Origin of the sequence: Fructobacillus durionis (assembly GCF_900112405.1) — a bacterium.
GTDB lineage: Bacteria > Bacillota > Bacilli > Lactobacillales > Lactobacillaceae > Fructobacillus > Fructobacillus durionis.
Map to the genome: position 1 here is coordinate 69891 of NZ_FOLI01000001.1, position 18558 is coordinate 88448.

The 18558-nt window shown below is 45.2% G+C and carries 18 protein-coding genes, 1 tRNA gene and 1 pseudogene; 14 read left to right on the forward strand and 6 right to left on the reverse strand.

The window, feature by feature from the left end:
- Positions 1-17 precede the first annotated feature (17 nt).
- From uvrC to BMZ93_RS00385, 5 genes are all read left to right on the forward strand, one after another.
- Entirely contained in the window at positions 18-1817 is a 1800-nt protein-coding gene (uvrC, locus tag BMZ93_RS00365) for an excinuclease ABC subunit UvrC (RefSeq protein WP_091501084.1), read from the forward strand.
- 212 nt (positions 1818-2029) lie between these two features.
- The gene (locus BMZ93_RS00370) at positions 2030-2767 is read left to right on the forward strand and encodes a nicotinamide mononucleotide transporter (RefSeq protein WP_091501086.1); all 738 of its coding nucleotides are present in this window, start codon (positions 2030-2032) and stop codon (positions 2765-2767) included.
- Positions 2768-3008: 241 nt separating this feature from the next.
- Positions 3009-4328, forward strand: coding sequence for a GTPase ObgE (gene obgE, locus BMZ93_RS00375; protein WP_091501087.1), 1320 nt, complete (start codon positions 3009-3011; stop codon positions 4326-4328).
- A gap of 132 nt (positions 4329-4460) precedes the next feature.
- On the forward strand, positions 4461-5804 hold the full coding sequence (locus tag BMZ93_RS00380) for a DEAD/DEAH box helicase (RefSeq protein ID WP_091501089.1): 1344 nt from the start codon (positions 4461-4463) through the stop codon (positions 5802-5804).
- 33 nt (positions 5805-5837) lie between these two features.
- Complete coding sequence (locus tag BMZ93_RS00385) at positions 5838-6131, forward strand: hypothetical protein (protein ID WP_091501091.1); 294 nt, start codon at positions 5838-5840, stop codon at positions 6129-6131.
- Between the two features lie 41 nt (positions 6132-6172).
- On the opposite strand, the gene BMZ93_RS00390 is transcribed toward BMZ93_RS00385, so the two are convergent.
- The 3 genes and pseudogenes from BMZ93_RS00390 to BMZ93_RS00400 all read right to left on the reverse strand — a co-directional run bounded on the left by BMZ93_RS00390 (position 6173) and on the right by BMZ93_RS00400 (position 9663).
- Positions 6173-7465 carry an APC family permease gene (locus BMZ93_RS00390; RefSeq protein ID WP_091501092.1) on the reverse strand — a complete coding sequence of 431 codons (1293 nt, stop codon included), beginning with the start codon at positions 7463-7465 and terminating at the stop codon, positions 6173-6175.
- Between the two features lie 186 nt (positions 7466-7651).
- Positions 7652-8945, reverse strand: a pseudogene (locus tag BMZ93_RS00395) (APC family permease).
- Positions 8935-9663, reverse strand: a complete 729-nt coding sequence (locus BMZ93_RS00400; RefSeq protein WP_091501094.1) for a gamma-glutamyl-gamma-aminobutyrate hydrolase family protein — start codon at positions 9661-9663, stop codon at positions 8935-8937. The pseudogene BMZ93_RS00395 and the gene BMZ93_RS00400 overlap by 11 nt, the downstream one beginning before the upstream one ends.
- A 271-nt stretch (positions 9664-9934) precedes the next feature.
- Here BMZ93_RS00400 and mutM point away from each other — a divergent pair, with 271 nt between their 5' ends.
- The 9 genes from mutM (at position 9935) to BMZ93_RS00445 (ending at position 16729) form a co-directional block, all read left to right on the forward strand.
- The gene (gene mutM / locus BMZ93_RS00405) at positions 9935-10768 is read left to right on the forward strand and encodes a bifunctional DNA-formamidopyrimidine glycosylase/DNA-(apurinic or apyrimidinic site) lyase (protein ID WP_091501096.1); all 834 of its coding nucleotides are present in this window, start codon (positions 9935-9937) and stop codon (positions 10766-10768) included.
- 12 nt (positions 10769-10780) lie between these two features.
- Positions 10781-11485: a DUF975 family protein gene (locus BMZ93_RS00410; protein ID WP_091501098.1), complete on the forward strand. Its 705-nt coding sequence runs from the start codon at positions 10781-10783 to the stop codon at positions 11483-11485.
- A complete protein-coding gene (coaE, locus tag BMZ93_RS00415) occupies positions 11482-12081 on the forward strand; it encodes a dephospho-CoA kinase (protein WP_091501100.1) in 600 nt (199 codons plus the stop codon). The genes BMZ93_RS00410 and coaE overlap by 4 nt, the downstream gene beginning before the upstream one ends.
- Positions 12082-13437 carry a DnaD domain protein gene (locus BMZ93_RS00420; protein WP_091501102.1) on the forward strand — a complete coding sequence of 452 codons (1356 nt, stop codon included), beginning with the start codon at positions 12082-12084 and terminating at the stop codon, positions 13435-13437. It abuts the gene before it with no gap.
- A 5-nt stretch (positions 13438-13442) separates the two neighbouring features.
- The gene (dnaI, locus tag BMZ93_RS00425) at positions 13443-14396 is read left to right on the forward strand and encodes a primosomal protein DnaI (RefSeq protein ID WP_091501104.1); all 954 of its coding nucleotides are present in this window, start codon (positions 13443-13445) and stop codon (positions 14394-14396) included.
- A 32-nt stretch (positions 14397-14428) separates the two neighbouring features.
- Complete coding sequence (locus BMZ93_RS00430; protein ID WP_091501106.1) at positions 14429-15511, forward strand: YibE/F family protein; 1083 nt, start codon at positions 14429-14431, stop codon at positions 15509-15511.
- A complete protein-coding gene (locus BMZ93_RS00435; RefSeq protein WP_091501108.1) occupies positions 15508-16287 on the forward strand; it encodes a YibE/F family protein in 780 nt (259 codons plus the stop codon). Before BMZ93_RS00430 ends, BMZ93_RS00435 begins: the two co-directional genes overlap by 4 nt.
- On the forward strand, positions 16271-16573 hold the full coding sequence (locus BMZ93_RS00440; RefSeq protein ID WP_091501110.1) for a hypothetical protein: 303 nt from the start codon (positions 16271-16273) through the stop codon (positions 16571-16573). Before BMZ93_RS00435 ends, BMZ93_RS00440 begins: the two co-directional genes overlap by 17 nt.
- Positions 16574-16658: 85 nt before the next feature.
- A tRNA-Cys gene (locus tag BMZ93_RS00445) sits at positions 16659-16729 on the forward strand.
- 188 nt (positions 16730-16917) lie between these two features.
- On the opposite strand, the gene BMZ93_RS00450 is transcribed toward BMZ93_RS00445, so the two are convergent.
- The 3 genes from BMZ93_RS00450 to BMZ93_RS06550 form a co-directional block, all read right to left on the reverse strand.
- Positions 16918-17394, reverse strand: coding sequence for a potassium channel family protein (locus tag BMZ93_RS00450; RefSeq protein WP_342027617.1), 477 nt, complete (start codon positions 17392-17394; stop codon positions 16918-16920).
- Between the two features lie 222 nt (positions 17395-17616).
- Positions 17617-17937, reverse strand: coding sequence for a YjgN family protein (locus BMZ93_RS00455; protein ID WP_091501112.1), 321 nt, complete (start codon positions 17935-17937; stop codon positions 17617-17619).
- A gap of 132 nt (positions 17938-18069) precedes the next feature.
- On the reverse strand, positions 18070-18246 hold the full coding sequence (locus BMZ93_RS06550) for a hypothetical protein (RefSeq protein WP_159427764.1): 177 nt from the start codon (positions 18244-18246) through the stop codon (positions 18070-18072).
- Between the last annotated feature and the right edge of the window lie 312 nt (positions 18247-18558).

Consider the following 18558-nt stretch of genomic DNA (forward strand, 5'->3'; position numbering starts at 1 on the left):
AAGGATATAATGGACCTATGCTAGCTAATCCCTCAAAACATATTGAAGATAAACTATCACTTTTACCAAGTGAACCAGGTTCTTACCAAATGAAGGACTACACCGGCAAAATTATCTATGTCGGGAAGGCCAAAAACTTAAAGAACCGTGTCCGTTCATACTTTAAGCAGGACCACGATGGTAAGACGGCCGAATTGGTTGCCAACATCGTCGACTTTGACTTCATTGTGACGAACTCCGATAAAGAGGCCTTTTTGCTCGAAAACGAGCTGATTAAAAAGTATAAGCCTTACTACAACATTCGTTTGAAGTACGGAACCGGCTATCCCTACATCAAGATTACCCAGGAACGGAATCCCCGTTTGGCTTTGGTGTCTGAAGTGAAGAAGGATGGCGCCTTTTACTTTGGCCCATACCCCAACGTCTATGCGGCCCAGGAAACCCTGCACTTCTTGGAAAAGAACTATCCCTTGCGCCGTTGCAAGGGCCGGCAGGGACGTCCTTGTTTGTACTATTCAATGGGCCAGTGCCTAGGGGCCTGCTTTAAGTCCGTGCCAATGGCTGAATACGATGCCCAGGTCGACCGTATTAAGCGCTTTTTATCTGGTGATACCAAAGTCGTGAAGAAGCGTTTGGCCAAAGAGATGGAAGAGGCAGCCGAGAAGATGGAGTTCGAACGGGCTGCTGACCTGCGTGACCAGCTGAAGTACATCGACGAAACCGTCGAAAGTCAGCGAGTGCTGTCCAAGGATTCAACGCCGCGAGACCTCTTCAACTACCACATGGACAAGGGTTGGATGACCGTTTCCGTCTTCTTCCTGCGTCAGGCACGTTTGATTCGGCAGATGAAGCAGACTTTTGCAGTCGTGTCAGACGGGGTGGACGAGTTGACGACCTTCATTCAACAGTTTTATCTGCAGAAGAACATTCAGAAACCAAGGGAAGTGCTGGTGCCAAAGGTTGTCGACGCCGACTTGATGTCCCAAGCCCTGGACTTACCGGTGCGAACACCAGTCCGTGGTGAAAAGAAGGATTTGTTAGACCTTGCCGAAAAGAACGCCCGGATTGCGCTAGAAGAAAAGTTCCGTTTGATGGAACTGAACGAACAAAAGACGACCCAGGCGATGAAAGAAGTGACCGACGCCCTTGGTATTTCCATGGGCCACCGAATCGAAGCTTTTGATCATTCGCACACGCAGGGGGATGAGATTGTTTCGGCCATGGTGGTTTTTGAAGACGGGCGTCCAAACAAGGATTTGTATCGTAAGTACAAGATTCACTCAACCAATCATGCCGATGAATGGCTGGAAACCCAAGAGGTCATTCGCCGCCGGTACTCCCGTTTGCTTAAAGAGCACGAAGATATGCCGGATTTGATCCTGATGGACGGTGGGATTGCTCAACTGCACGCTGCCAAAGAAGTTTTGGAAGATGAGCTTGGCTTGGACATTCCAATTGCGGGGATGGTCAAGAACGATAAGCACAAGACAGCCGATTTGATTTCTGGTGAAACGGAAGAAATCGTGCCGCTTGACCATCACTCCCAGGGATTTTTCCTGATCCAACGTGTCCAGGACGAAGTGCACCGTTTTGTTATCACATTCCACCGGAAGTCCCGTTCGAAGAAGTCGCTGGCTTCCCGCCTGGATGCCATTTCTGGCGTCGGACCAAAGACCCGTCAGAAGCTATTGACTAACTTTGGTTCTCTAACCAAGATTGAGGAAGCCTCTCCAGAAGAATTGCAAGAGTTGGGTCTGTCGAAGAAGACGGCTCAATTGATTCATTGGACGTTATCGCAGTCCAAGGTTGAAAAATAATATTTAAGTGAAGTCAGTGAGTAAAGCTCGCTGACTTTTTCTTTGGAGTTAATTTGAAAAAAGTATAAGATTACTTGTTTATTCCCCTTAAACCTGCAATTTTATAAGGAAAAATCGTGTATAATATCCTTAATTTACCCTTGGGGTAAATGAAAATCACGAGCGTTGCTTCCGACACGGCTCGTATAAAAAACAAGAGGAGATGAACAGATATGTTCACAAAAATAAATAAGCTGCTGCACAAGACCTTTTTTAAGGGGATGGTTGACCTATTCGACCTTCTTGGTGTCGTGATGGTGTTGGCGGTTGCCTGGTATATGCACTTTTTGACAACACCACTGTCTGCTTTGCATTTCTTCCACGGTGCACAGGGTTATTGGATGACGACTTTTCCAGCGGTTGGGATTATCTCAACGCTATCAGCCGTTGCCTCCATCACGTCAACGCGTTTCATTGCCAAGCAATACAACCTGGGTAACTGGATTTCATGGATTAACGTGATTTTTGCCGGATTGCTCGATTTCGGATTTGGTAACATGGGAGCTTGGTTAACCTATCCGATCTCTGTGGTGACCAACTATCTACCAACCCGCATGACGGAATGGACGGAGAATAAGACGCCGAAGAAGGCGAAGTGGTACGTTGTCTGTCTTTTGATTGTGACGGCATTTTTGCTTTCGTTTGGCTTGAACTACCTTGGCTATGGTCTATGCCATTGGCCGGTCAATGCGGTTTACTACTTGGCGTCAATCACCTTTGGCTTAGCGCTAACGGCTGATGTTTTGAATATCTTTAAGGTACAAGAGCAGTGGTACTTCTGGGGAATCTATAACATCGCCAACTTTGGGAAGGCCCTAACTCAGCGCAACTTTGCCAATGTTGGTAAGTATTCCTACTATATTGTGAACTCGCTTTGGGCAATGGTTACTTGGGCGAAGAAGTCAAAGTAGGGATTAGAAACGATCAAAGTGAAAGATGAAAAGTAAATAATTGTAAAAGTCAGTGGGCGGAAGCTTGCTGACTTTTTTGGTGGAAATATGATATTGTCTTCTCTTCGAAAAGACTTTTTTATAGAAGAAAAGAAAGGTATAATTAAATTTATATTGCACTTTTACCGCTATACAGTCCCGTTGTTCCATGATATACTTAAATGTCTGTTACACGATTGAATAAAAGGAGAGAGACCGGTTCATGGCATTTGTTGATCAAGCACAAGTTGAATTAAAAGCCGGCAAGGGTGGCGATGGAATCGTCTCCTTCCGACATGAAAAGTTCGTCGCCATGGGCGGTCCCTTTGGTGGGGACGGCGGCCATGGTGGTTCGATTATCCTAAAGGTAGACGAAGGTCTACGTACTTTGATGGATTTCCGTTATAACCGTCACTTTAAGGCACAGTCTGGTGGAAAAGGTGGTACGAAGGGGATGACAGGGGCTTCTGCGGAAGACCGTATCATTTCTGTTCCGCAAGGAACCATCGTTTCGGATGCCGATACCGGTGAAGTTTTGGGTGACATGGTGCACGAAGGGCAAACCCTTTTGGTTGCCCGCGGTGGCCGTGGTGGCCGTGGAAACATTCACTTTGCCACACCTGCCAACCCAGCTCCTGAATTGTCTGAAAACGGTGAGCCTGGTCAAGTCCGTCGCATCAAGTTGGAATTGCGTGTTCTTGCTGATGTTGGATTGGTTGGATTCCCATCGGCTGGTAAGTCAACTTTGCTTTCCGTTGTTTCAAACGCTAAGCCAAAGATTGCCGCTTACCACTTTACGACGATTAACCCAAACATCGGAATGGTTCGCCTTTCAGACGACCGCGACTTTGTTATGGCCGATTTGCCAGGGTTGATTGAAGGAGCTTCTGAAGGTGTTGGACTTGGATTCCAATTCTTGCGCCACGTTGAACGTACCCGTGTTATCTTGCACCTTGTCGATATGTCAGGTATCGAAGGGCAGGATCCTTACACGCAGTATCGTAAGATTTTGACTGAATTAGAGCAGTATGACCCAACAATCTTGGAACGTCCACAAATCGTTGTGGGTACCAAGATGGACATGCCTGATTCACAAGAGAACTACGAAAAGTTTGTTTCTGAAGTGAAGGCCGATTCTGGATTGAAGTTTGAACCAGAAATTATGGCGATTTCAGCGGTTACACACAAGGGTGTTGATGACTTGCTTCGCGCAACGGCCGACATGCTTGATAAGGCACCGGTTCCTGAATCATACAAGGTTGAGGAAGAAACGGACGCTGAAGCAAAGCTTTATAAGTTCGAAGAAGAACAGGCTGAAGTATCCGTTGATTGGGATGCTGAACTTGATTGCTGGATTATTTCTGGCCCTGAAGTTGAAAAGCTTGCCGCAATGACAAACTTGCAGCGTGAAGCAACGATTATGCGTTTTGCACGCCAGTTGCGTCATATGGGTGTTGATGACAAGCTCCGCGAAGCGGGTGCTAAGGACGGCGATGACGTTCGTATTAATAACTCAAACTTTATTTTCGAATATTCTGATTAAAAAAGACCTGGGCGACCAGGTCTTTTTCATCAGGGTGAGTGTCAAAAGGAATCGATTGATTTGTTATTCGATAAGCCAATATCACCTGCTATAATAAATATTAGATAACTAGACCAACTAGTGGAGAAACATATGATTTTACCTGAATTACAAGAAGAATTTGATAAGCATTTTCAAGAAAAAACGGCTATCCAAGCGGCACTCTTTGACCGCTTAGCTGATGGTGAATCCGTCTTTGGTTTGGCGCCAACGGGTTCTGGAAAGACCTTGGCCTTTGCCTTGCCATTGCTATCCCGTCTTGATTTAGCAAAGAAGGGGCACCAACTCTTAATCCTGGCTCCTTCACAGGAATTAGGGGCCCAATTAGCACAAGTGATTCGTCCTTATGCTGCCTTGATTGGTGTCAAAGTCGCGGCCCTAATCGGCGGCGCAAACGGAAAGCGCCAAGCTGACAAGTTGAAGAAGGAAAAGCCAGCCGTTGTGGTTGGAACTTTGGGCCGTATCCAGACCATGATTGATGGGAAGGCCTTGAAGACGAATCACTTCACGATGTTGGTTGTCGATGAGGCGGATGCGACTTTGACAGAGGAACACGCGGCGGAGTTGGAGAAACTAGCGGATAACTTACCAAACTTGCAGCAGGTTTCTTTGTTCTCAGCTACCTCCGGGGTTGATTTAGCCTGGGTTGAACGACTCTTTGGGCAATCGGTTAAGCCAGTTTCTGTTGGCCAGCGTTCACCAGAAACCATTGATCACACTTTCCTTCACGTGGATGGCCGTGCCAATCATAAGGTCTTGATTGAATTGGCTCGTCGTCACGTGCAAGCTTTGGTCTTCTTTAACTCGATTAACGCCTTGGTTGCTGCACAGGCTGCCTTGCGCCATGAGCACGCTTCTGTGATGTCGGTTGGAAACAACGAGAAGTCCCATTTGAAGCGGGCAGATGCCTTGCAGGCCTTTAAGAAGGGTAAGTTGGACTTGCTCTTGGCAACGGACGTTGCTGGCCGTGGATTGGATATTACGGGATTGCCACTGGTGGTTAACGCTCAGGTTCCACGGAACTTAACGACATACTTGCACCGTTCTGGCCGTACCGGTCGTGCTGGTCAACGTGGCCAGGTCTTGACGCTTGGAAACGATCATGATATTCGAATGCTGAAGCAGTATTTGCCGGATGAATTGGAATTGAAGAAGTTTTCATGGGAATCGGTTGCCGATAAGAAAAGGTCAGTTGCGCCAGTCGTTTCTGATGAACCGGCTGCTGTGTCCATTGCGTCGACAAAACGAGTGAAGTCAGCTACGCCTAAAGCCGCTGACTCGGACTCTGTTAAGAAGCCTGGACAGGGTTATGCAGCTCGAAAGGCAGCGCAACGCAAGCAAGAAGACCCAAAGACTTTGAAAAAGGCGAAGCAAAAGCACCAGGCTCGTAAAAAGAAGAATAAGGGAAAGCCAAAGTGGGCTCAGAAACGAGATTAATTTTTTCTGATTGTTCATTTGGAGAGGCTAATAATGAATAATAAATTACACGATCGTATTAAAAAAGATTATGAAGGCGGCCTCTATAGTCGTAACTATGACTACAAAACGGAATCAAATGTCTATGGCCAAAACACTCTAAAGGAGTTACGTGCTGACTATGCTTCTGGTGCACAGAAATTCCGGGAGGATTTACGGAACGGCCATGTCCGCCATTGGCATACCTTTCCATTATTACGTGTGGCTAACCGTTTGATTGGTGGTCGTATGCAAGAAACGATTGATTTTATTCGTGGTTATAAGGATGAGGCGAAGAAACCTCATTAATAAAAAAGCAGCAACCAAAAGGTTGCTGCTTTTTGTGTGCATTATTGTTTTGCTTGATGCTTTGTTAAGAAGTAGAAAGGAACGGCTAGAATGAGTGCGCCTAATCCCCAAATGAGGTTCTTGCTTTCGACGTGGAAGAGTAACCAGAAAGAGGCAAGAAGTGCCAAAATTGGAATGACAGGACCGAATGGGATGCGGAATGCTTTATCAGAGCGGGCCATCGTTTTACGAAAGACGAGTACGGCAATGATAGTTGGAATGAATTGCGCAAAACGGGAAACGGCAGAAATTTGTGCTAGGACTGCAAATGACCCTGAGTAGGCAATCAATAGTGAAATGCTTGATGAAACGAGAATCGCTGCAAAGGGAGCATTGCGACGGTTACGCTTTGCTAGAAAGGATGGCATCATCTTGTTTTCGGCAAGTGCCAGCCCTGAGCGAGGGGAAACGAAGGAAGAGGCTAAGCAGATTCCTCCAATCGAAACGATTGTTCCGAAGGAAATGATATTGGCCCCAAAGTTTCCAGCTACAGCCTGGAAGGTATCCTTTAGTGGAACGGTTGATGTGGCTAGCTTATCACCCAGCACACCAATCGATGTCACCATGACTAAGATATAGACGACAACGACGGTACCAAGAGAAATGAGAAGGGCTTTTGGTAGGTTCTTTTGAACGTCCTTCATGTCTCCGGCGGTAATTACCACACGTTCAAAACCAGAGAAGATGTAGAAGAGGGTAATGGCCGCTGTGGCAAAGTTTGGAATCGTGGTGAGTTTTTCAACAAAGAATGGATCGAAGTGAGTTGGCTTGATGAAGAATAGTCCGACAATAATCACCAAGAAGATGGGTACTAGTTTTCCAACGGTAACCACGTTTGAAATGATGGTGGTTAAACGTACACCCGAAAGGTTTAAGCAGACTAGGCAGAGGTATAGAACCGTAATGATAATGTTTTTACTAGTACTGTCCGCTAAAGCAGGAAAGATACCACCAAGTGCTGTTGCAAAGGCCGTGTACATCGTTGCTTCAGCGATAATCCAAATTGCCCATGTAACGAAGCCAACTTCATAGCCGACAAAGTGGCCAAAGGCCTCACGGGCGTATACATAGGCACCGCCAGTTTCCTTGAAGTAGGAAGCACATTCGGCAAAACACATGGCGATGAAGAAGGCTAAGCAGCCGTCAAAGAGTAAGACTAAAATACTGGCCGGTCCGAAAAGGCGCATCCCAGTGGAAGGAAGTAAAAAGATACCTGATCCAATAATAGCGTTAATTCCAAAGAGTATGAGGCTGATGAAGCCCATTTTTTGTGTGCTTTTCTTTAGTTTTGGCATGAAATGAACTTTCTGTGGTTGGGCCTTTGGACTCCAGGCAGTTTAAAGTAAATAATGTATTAGACTTTTCTAATGATACGAGTCGAAAGCCCTACTGTCAATGAATTTTATTAATATTTTTATTCTTTTTAAATATTTAAACAAAAAGTCCTGTAAGCACTTTGACTTACAGGACTAAAAATTAAATTATGCTTCATGATGATGCTTTGTAAGGAAGTAGAATGGGACAGCGACAACAAGTGCGCCTAGACCCCATGCTAAGCTTTTTACGTCGACGTGCCAAAGCAACCAGCCTGAAACAACGAGAGCTAGAAGCGGGATGGCTGGACCAAAGGGTACGTGGAATGAGTGCTCCACGCCCTTCTTGGTCTTACGAAAAACCAAGACGGCAATGATGGTTGGAATAAATTGGGCGAAGCGGGAAACGGCAGAAATCTGTGCCAAAACCGCAAATGAACCAGAGAAAGCAATGAACAGAGAGACCGTTGATGAAGCGATGATGGCCACAACCGGTGCATCGTGCTTGTTCTTCTTAGCCAAAATGGCGGGCATCATTTTACTTTCAGCCAGGGCAACACCGGAACGTGGTGTGATAAAGGAAGAGGCCACACAGATACCACCAATGGAAAGGAGGGTACCAAATGAAATGAGGTTAGCACCGAAGTTTCCAGCAATCACTTGGAAAGTGTCTTTCAGTGGAACCGTTGATGTTGCTAGCTTATCGCCAAGGACACCAATGGAAACGGTCATTACTAATGCGTAGATGACAACGACGGTACCAAGCGAAATGAGAAGGGCCCGTGGTAAGTTTTTCTTTACGTTTTCCATTTCACCGGCGGTAATGACAATGGCCTCAAAGCCGGTAAAAATGTAGAAGAGCGTAATGGCCGCAGCGGCAAAGTGTGGTGTTGTCGTTAACTTTTCGACAAAGAATGGATCAAAGTGGCTGGGTTTGATGAAGAACAATCCGCAGATAATAATTAAGAAGATTGGTACGAGCTTTCCAACGGTTACAATGTTTGACACCATTGTGGTTAGGCGAACACCGGCAATGTTTAACAGAGCCAGGCTAACAAAGAGGATGGTGATAATAATGTTTTTGGCAAGTGGTGTTGCTAAGGAGGGGAAGGTACCGCCTAAGGCCGTAGCAAAAGCGACATACATTGTTGCTTCAGCAATGATACGAATGGCCCAGGTAACAAAACCGACCTCGTAACCAATGAAGTTACCAAAAGCTTCCTTGGCATAAATATAGGGCGCCACCCGTTTGCTTAAAGTAAGAGGCACATTCGGCAAAACACATGGCAATTAAGAAGGCTAAGGCACCGTCAAACAGTAAGACGAGGATACTTGCCGGGCCAAATAGCTTCATACCAGATGATGGTAGTAAGAAAATACCCGATCCAATAATAGCGTTGATTCCGAAGAGAATCAGGCTAAAAAAGCCCATCTTTTGAACAGTTGTGGTCTTATTTTGCATTCATTTTCTCCTGGACAATTTCGAAGAAGTGTTCAAAAAGGTTCTTTTCCTCTGGCATTGATTCCCAGAGATTTTCAGGGTGCCACTGAACGGCAAAAACACCGTCTTCTTGGCTTTCAATGGCTTCTGGAATACCGTCTTTGGCCTTTGCGACAACGCGTAGCCCCTTGCCAATCCTTTTCAAGCCCTGGTGGTGGCGGGAATTGACTTTGGCTTCTTTACCGAAAACTGGAGCCAAGAATGAGTCATCCTCGATTGCTACGGTATGAACGGGTAAGAACCCGCGGGCAGCTTGGCTATGCTGCAAAGGCTCTTGTTCGTATTGGCTGGTGAGGTCTTGGTAGACGTTTCCACCGTAGTAAATGTTAATCAGCTGAGCGCCACGGCAAATGCCAAGAACGGGCTTGCCCGCCTTCCTTGCTTCGTCAATGATAGCGTATTCGAAGTCATCACGGGCGGGGTAGGTCGTTCCAATTTTAGCATGGGGTTCTTCACCGTAAAGTAGCGGTGAAACGTCTGGGCCGCCAGGGATGATGACTGCATCAACCATGTCGACGTAGTCCTTGGCCATTTTCTTTTTGGCAATGGGGAAGGCAACGGGAACGTGGTTAAAGTCCATCATCACATCGACCAATGGCTTAGGTACGAAGCTGGCCAACTGTAGGTTGATAATGTCAGTTTCTAAAAGGTTAACGTCACAGGTAATACCGATTTTCATAGGGTTTTCTCAACTTATCTTTTTATTTCGTTTCATTAAATGAATTACTGAAGCGATAAATTATTAGTATTTTTAGTATAGAACAAACTTGGTTGTTTCAAAATATTAATTAAAAGAATATCTGGAAAAGGGGAGAAATGCCGCATTCTTTATTAATAGATTAAAAATAAGGTGTTGTCTTCTTTCTAATACGAAAAGCAGCCGGAATCCTATGATAAAATGGAAGAGATATCCTTTATAATGGGTCCATTAAAAGGTGAAGGAGAGGAACATGCCAGAGCTACCCGAAGTTGAAACGGTCCGTCGTGGGCTGACTAATTTAGTAAAGGGTGCCATCATCCGCAAGGTTGAGGTTCCATATCCAAAAGTGGTGACATCTGATTTGACTGAATTTAAATCAGACCTCGTCGGTCGGACAATTGAAAAGATTGACCGTCGCGGAAAGTACTTGCTCTTCCGCTTTTCAAATAACCTTACAATGGTGTCACACCTTCGAATGGAAGGACAATATTCAGTGGAACCTGAGGGCGCCCCTCTTCGCAAGCATACCGAGGTTGTTTTTCACCTCGAGGACGAGCGACAGCTCTTTTATAACGATACCCGCCGCTTTGGCCGCATGACGCTGGTTAAGACGGGGGATGAGTTGGTAACTGTGTCCGGCTTGAAGGATTTAGGGCCTGAACCAACGGAAGAAGATTTAAAGCTTTCTTATTTGAAAGAAATCTTTAACCGGAGTCATCGTATGGTGAAAACTTTCTTGTTGGACCAGTCAAACATTGCTGGATTAGGAAACATTTACTGTGACGAGGTTCTCTGGATGTCTAAGATTCATCCAGAAACGACGACAGATAAGTTATCGGACCGTAAGTTGTCTGAATTACGCAAGAATATTATTGCTGAAATTAACCGGGCGACTGCCCACCACGGAACAACGGTCCATTCTTTCTCCAATATTTTTGGTGAAACGGGCCAGTTCCAAAACGAACTACAAGTATATGGCCGGGCAAAGTTACCCTGTCTACGCTGTGGCACGACTTTGGAAAAAATCAAAGTCGGCCAGCGAGGCACGACTTTTTGCCCCAAGTGCCAGGTAAAAAAAGTATAAATTAAAGGTACTATGACAGAACTTCCAGTGATTTCACGCCGTCGTGTCAAAATAACGGCTAAAAAACAATTGAAAGAAAACTTTAGAAACGTCCTCAAGGGGACCTGGCCACTCGTGATTTTGCAGATCATTCAGACCTTGTTAATCTTGGCGACAGCCTATTTGATGTACGCTGGTTATGTCATTTCGCCATCGAATAGCAAGGATGATTTGTATTTGTCCAAGACATTCTTTTCATCATTAGGGCTTCTGTTAACTTGGTCAGCCAAGTGGGCGGTGATTGACAGCTTCCAGAAGCCTGAGGTGAAGCGGGGATGGTCTTCTGCTCTGCAAGGATTTGCGCCAAAGCGCTTTTTCCAAGCCTTCTTATTGGCCTTTGTGCAGAAGATTTTGCTCTTCTTCTGGTCATTAGTCATCCTATTGCCAGCCATTATTAAGCGTTTCTCTTACTCGCAAACATACTATGCTTATAAGATGGATTTACTCTTTGACCGTTCGCAAAAGTCATTGACGGATTACATCACGATCTCCCGTCGTGTGATGTCCGGGCGCAAGCGTGAGTTATTTCTACTAGAGTTGTCTTTCATTGGCTGGCACCTACTTGGCATCTTGACGGCAGGTTTAGCCTATATTTTTGTGACACCATACATCAACACCTGTCGGGTAGTATACTCAACACAGGTTTTTGCTCAAGCAATTGAAGGAGTTCGAAAATGAGAGTAATCGCGATTACAGGCGGGATTGCCTCGGGTAAATCCGCGGTGACCAATCAAATTAGAATGGCGGGGTATCCGGTGGTCGACGCTGACTTGGTTTCACGACAGGTGGTCGAACCGGGTACGCACACGCTTGAAGAAATTAAGGAGACTTTTGGAGAAGACATTATTAAAAACGGTGTCTTGGACCGGAAATTATTGGGTCAAAAAGTCTTTGGAAACCAGGCACTGTTAAAGCAGTTAACCAAAATTACCGCACCAGAAATTCAATCTGCGATTCAAGACCAGTTATCCTTTTATAAAATAAAGGGCAAGTCACTGGTCTTTTGTGCTATTCCGCTTTTCTTCGAACAGCATTATGAAGAAACGGGGTGGTTTGATCAAGTGGTCGTGGTTAGCTCAAATGAACGCACACAGCTCGACCGTCTGATGGCTCGCGATCATTTAGATGAATGGGAAGCCCAATCACGTATTAAAGCGCAGCTGCCTTTGAAAACGAAAATGGGAAAGGCAGATGTGGTGATAGAAAACGACGGGACACCCGAAGAACTTGAAGCAAAAGTTGCTCATTATTTAAAGGAAGTGAAGGAGGGGTAAATGGTTGATTCGGTTGAAAACTTTCAGGCTGCAAAGCCACTTGTGATTGATCAGTCTTCAAGCATTCAGCCGGAAGATTTATCAGTTCTATTTAATTTATACCTTCCTTTTTTGGGGGCTAAGGCCTACGCCCTTTACCAGTTTTTCTACGAAGAAAAGAAGGGGGCGGGCCAGGTACCAGCTTCCTTTCAAAATCACTATTTAATCCTGGATTCACTGTCTTTGTCTGCTCCAGACTTCGTCCGTGCTCGAAAAGCCTTGGAAGGGCTGGCATTGTTGAAATCCTACCAGGGACAGCAGATGGGCCAGGAAAAGATGCGTTACGTTTTGCAAAAGCCATTGTCAGCAGCGGCTTTCTTTAAAGAAGACCTGCTTTCCGGCTTGCTCTTTCACTACGTTGGTGAGGAACGTTATTTGGCCCTTGCCAAGCGCTACCAGCAAAATGCTGGCCCAAGGCTAAATGCTGAACAAGACGTTTCGGCTTCTTTCCTTTCTGTTTTTGATTTGCCAGAGAGCTCTCAGAAACCGAAAGTTGCCTTGAATGATCAGGCTGCTGAACGTCCTCGAACCGGTTTCAGCCAGTTAAGCTTTGACTTTGACGGGATGGCCGAGCTGGTGCACGGGACAACTGTTGATAAGATTCAGAAGGCCCGTGAACTGATTCTTACACAGCAGGTTCTTTATGGTTTGAACGAAGCGGAGATGGCAACGGCCGTAACCCGCTCCATTAACTTGGATGACCATGAAGTCAACAAGCAAGCCTTCCTAGCCTATCTCGCACAAACTTGGGCTTCAAAGAAGCAGGAAAAGCAGTTAGCAGAGATGGAAAAGTCGCCGGCGGTAGACAGCAAAGAACAGCCTGTAGCCCAGCCAGCACAGAGGACTGGTAATAAGAAGCTGGCAGGCCTTTATCGGGCGGCCAATGAACTATCACCAATTGACTTCATTTGGCAGATTAAGCAGCAAAATTCTGGTTATGTGACCCAAAACGAGCGGCGAATGTTAAACGATTTGGTTGCCAACCGTATCTTACCGGTACCAGCCATTAACATGTTAACCTACTTAATTTTGGTGGATATGGACCAAGCTGATTTGAAGCGGAACTTACTAGATACCATTGCAAATTCATGGGCGAAGGCAGGTGTTCGCACTGCAGAAGATGCTTTTGCAGCGATTATGGCGCATAATAAAAAGAGCAAAGAACGGACCAGCCAACCAAAGAGTGGTTGGAATCGTCAGCCAGTTAAAAAAGAGCCGGCCTTTACTTCAAACGAAGCGGCTAGCCAGCAGAAGGTTGATTCTGATGCGGTGAAAGACGCTTTGAAATTAATGAAAAACTATAAGACAAAGGACTAAGATTTATGCAGGATTTGGCAAGTGTTTTAAAAGAATTTTCGAAGCGCTACCCTGCTATCGGAAATGACAAAGCGGCAGCAGCCTTTGAAGCGGTTCAGCAGGATCAAGATATCCGTGACTTCTGGACAGAAAACCAGGCAAACTTGAAACCAGATGCCCTGGTTGTTTCCATGACGGACTTGTTTGAATTTGTTCGTGAAAAAAAGCGTTCGGCGGATGGAAAGCCGGCCCTTTACCCGGGCTATCGGCCAACTTTGGTTGTTGAAAAGGGCTACCCACACGTGGCCTATGAACCAACGGAAGAAACGAAGAAGAGTCTTCGTCAAGCAGCCTTGCTCCGTTCGATTGCGGTTCCAAAGTCGGTTGCGAAAGCCGATTTGAATCAAATCGTAGAAGAAGTTGGTTCGGATGAAGGACGCGCGCCTGCCGTGGCGGCCGTTGTTTCGACTTTCTCAGCCTTGGTTAATCAGCACGAAAACGGTGGCCAAGACTTCGTTCCTGGTGTTTACCTTTCGGGTGACTTTGGCGTTGGAAAGACCTACTTGATGGGGGCCTTTGCAAACGCCTTGGCCTACAACGGCATTGGGGTCATGATGGTTCACTGGGCAACTCTAATTGAGCGCTTGAAGGGTTCATTTGGAAACAATGGGGACCAGTCGCTTTTGGATTTGATTGACGAAGCGAAGAAGGCGCCGGTTTTGATTTTGGATGACCTTGGTGCGGACACCTTATCATCATGGTCCCGTGACTCCGTTTTGGCTGTGATTCTGGAATACCGGATGCAGCACGAATTAACGACCTGCTTTACTTCCAACTTTGATTTGAACTCTTTAGAAAAGTATCTTAGTCAGACCAAGGACGGGCAGGAGCCAGGTAAGGCCGCTCGTTTGATGCAACGTGTGCTGTACCTTTCAAAGCCGGTCGCTATGGCAGGTAAAAACCGCCGTTTGGACCGCTAACTCGAATTTTCTCTCATAAAGAAGGCTTTATCATGACAAAACATTGGCGAAAAATACTCCTTATTGCAGCGATTACATTGGCCTGCTTTTTTCTGGGTCGTTTGGATAGCTTTTGCTACAAGCAACCAGTGGGGCAGGTGACCGCTGTTAAGACGGTGGCATCCGATGAATCAACGGATGAACATGAAAATGAAGACCGTTCTTACACACAGAAGCTGACCGTAAAGCTTCTGAACCGTTCTGGCCAAACCGTTACGATTAAAAACGACTACTACGCCTCGCATGCCGAATCTGATCAATACCATGTTTTTGATCAGATTTTGCTACACAAGACCTCCTCTGGCTACCAGGTGGATATGCCGAAGCGGGATTCCTTGCTCTTTGCTTTGTTAGGTTTCTTATTCTCGGGACTCTACTTCTCGATGAGTCGACGAAAGTTCTCTTTCTTAGGCCTATCAATCATCGTAAACGCTGGCTTATTCATCCTAACGATTATCTGGGATGCTTCGGCTCGCGCACTTCCAGTGCTACCGGTCTTTTCGGTTTTGGCTGTGGTCCTTTCTGGCCTAGCGTTGTACTTTGTCTTGGGGCACGGTCTACAGGCTTGGATAACCTGGTTAGCAACAGTGATTGCCACATTATTGGCACTCTTGGCCATGGCCATCGTGATTGCTTTAACCGGGGCGACCGGTGTGCACTTTGAAACCATGTCCTATGTCACCCAGGTACCGCAACCCGTCTTCTATGCCCAAGCTGTGATTGGGGTGCTGGGTGCTGTCATGGATGAATCCGGGGATATTGTTGCCGGACTCTTCGGATTACAACGTGAATCTGCCGACCGTTCTTTCTCAGACTATTGGCAGGCCGGCCTATCCGTGGGACGTGAAATTTTAGGAACATTGACCAACGTCTTGTTCATGATTTTCATTGCCGAAACCATTCCGATGGTTGTCTTAATGCTCCGTAACGGTAATAATTGGTCTTACATTTTGGATCAAACGATGAACCTTGGTATTCTACAGACCGTGGTTTCTGCTCTTGGAATCGTCTGGGCGGTACCGGTCACGGCCTTCTTAACGGCGACGCTTTTGACGCGAAAGGAGACAGCAAAATGAATGGGATTTTTGTTTTAATTCTGCTACTTTTGATTTCGTTGCTGTTCGTTGGTGGTAGGCAGGGTGCCTTAACTTTCTTAGGCCTCTTCTTAAACTGTATTTTGATTTTCTTATTGATTACTCTGGTTAACTGGGGCTTTACGCCAATGGTTGTTCTGCCCATTATGGCGGTTCTCATCTTATCGGTGGCTATTTATCTTTCAGCTGGCCGTCAGAAAGTCCTGGCCATTACTTGGAAGACTTCGGTCCTCGTGCTGCTGCTCATTATGGTCTCAGCCTATTTGGCACAGCATCTGGGACATCTACAGGGATACACCTTGGAGAACTCAGATGAGTTGGAGGGATTGTCCTTAGCGGTCGGAATTGACTTTTCAAACCTGGCCATTATCGTCATGGTCATTTCAGCCCTTGGAGCGATTGCGGAAGCGGCCATGGCGGTAACTGCCGATCTCTTTGAAGTGGTGGAGCGAACGCCAGACATTACTTTGGATAATTTGAAAGCTCAGGGTACAACCATTGGTTCACAGATTCTTGGGACGGCGATTAACACCTTGTTCTTTGGAATGTTAGGGGCTAATATTCCACTTCTCGTTTGGTTCTTCCGTTTGCACTATTCTGCAGCTGAATTCATGAACGGAAAGCTCTTAATCTTTGAAGTCGTCACGATGCTCCTGGGAATGATTGGTATTATGTGCTCAATCAAAGTGGCGATTTTCTTTGTTGAACATGCTTTCCATAAGGAAGGAAGAGGTATTTTAAATGAATCAGACCTTTAGTCTTATTGAAGAAATCACTCGAAACGACGGTAGTATCTACTACGAACTAGGTAATGTCACGGAGAACTCCCGCGCCGAGTACGCTGCTGACCACGGCTTTATTAAGATGGTTCGTATTTTAAAGATGAACGTGCCCCGTTCATCCCACTTGCTAAAGGTGGAAGAATATCTAAACAAAACCTACGAGCAGTTGCCAATTGAAGCCGACCACTTTGATGAATGGGTGAAGCCGGAAGAGATTCAAAAGGAAATGCAGCAGGTTCTTCTCGACAACAAGCTAGGATAAGTGAACCTTTTCATTTATTCGCTTTTAATTGCTTGAAAAAGTCAGAAAATTTCTTTATAATCATAAGCGTTGTTAAACGCTTGATGGTGGTATAGCCAAGCGGTAAGGCATGGGTCTGCAACACCCTGATCACCGGTTCGATTCCGGTTACCACCTTTTCGGCCATTTTCTAGGATTCCTGGAAGGTGGCCTTTTTTTGTTCCAATAAAAAAGAGCGCCTCGGTACTCTCAAATACATTCTTACTTCTTCTTATTAATTTCATCCAACTTTGCATCAATCTTATTTAAACGGTTTCGCAGTTCATCAATGGTTTTATCTTCCTGCTGCTGGGTGAAGAAGGAGGTTACCGTACTGGAATGGTTCCAATCAGCCCGATGCCCAGAAACATGAGAACAATGGCGATGCTGCGTCCGACTTCGGTCTTAGGAGAGATATCACCGTAACCCACTGTTGTCACTGTGACAACGGGCCACCAGAGGGCATTACCAAAGTTCGTATCTTCGGCCAACGCGTAGATGCCGGCTGAAATCATAATCAATACAAGTGTAAAGGTCATCAAATAGATGAAACCGTTAGTATTGAGGAACTTATCGATGTTCCTTTTGAACTGGACGCTAAAGCCGATAATACGGACGAAACGTAGTAGTTTCAAAATTTTATTTGCTCGTGAAATACGGAATAGCGTAAAGAAGGCGTCGAAGGGAATAATGGCTAATAAATCGAAGATATTGGCTTTGAAAAAGGCCCACTTATTTTTGGTTTGTGTGAATCGGACAATGTAGTCAATCCAGAAGAAAAGTAGGATGAGTCGATCAATCAGGAAAAACGGTGCTTAATAAATTGAAATCAGACCTGCAATATCCAGTCCCGCTAATGATATTGAGATGAGTGCTAGCAGCCCTACAACTGCGTGATATAACTTTTTCATAAAATGACCTCTTAGATGGGTGGTTAAGAAGGCTATGATTTAGTCTTGAAGTTTTGTCTTTTCTTTCATTGTAACGCAATGAGACAAATATGTACGCCCGGTGGGGGCATGGTGTTAGTTAGCAAAAGTCGTGTTCTTGACTTTCCAATCTTCCAACTTGATGGTCACCCAGAATCCGTAAATACCGATTGTGATAATCATAAAGAAAAGCCACTTGATCCAGTTACCAAATAGTCCGCTGGCAGTTCCATGGAATCGAAGGCGGCGACCTTCGACAACGGTATGGTTAATCTTCCAACCGTAAATCCAAACTAAGGCAAGGGGATAAAGAATGCCTAGTGTACAGATAGTGATAATAAAGCCAAGAATTCGCCAACCGATGTAAGAAGCTAATCCACCATCAAAGAATGAGTTGCGACCAAATTTACTTTCCAAAATACTTCTCCTAACAGCTTTTAGCGTGGTTCAGACTGCTGCACGTTTTTTGATGCTTCATTCAATGTAACATAATCTGACGGTACTAAAAAAGAAGGCCATGCGGCCTTCTTAAAATAATAGCGATTCACTTTAGTCGTCCAAGTGTTCCAAAGTTTGCTTGTAGGCATCGATGTAGGCGAACATGGCACGTTCACCGTCAATGCTTGTGTCACTGTCGTTCTTCTTGGCCATGTCGATACGCGCTTGAACAGCTAGCTTGGTAATCATCATTGCAAAGTCGTGTGCTCGTTCTTCTTTACTAATCATAAAAGTTTCTCCTTTTATCAATATAAAATTAATGTTTTATTACTTAAAGGATAACAAAAGTAGACGACTTTGTGATAAATATCTGCAGTAAAAAGACACTTTCTTAGAAATAGTGGACTAAATTCTAATGAAAAAGCTTAAATTTATCGTTTTTTAGAATATAAAATGTTCAAAAAAACACAAAATTGTTAATTATAAGAATACATCGCCTTTATAAAAAGCATTTATCAAGATAAAAAATGCACAAATTCCTTTTGGAAAAAGTAATAACTCTAATAAGTATGTTATAATATCTTTAAATTATTCAAGCGA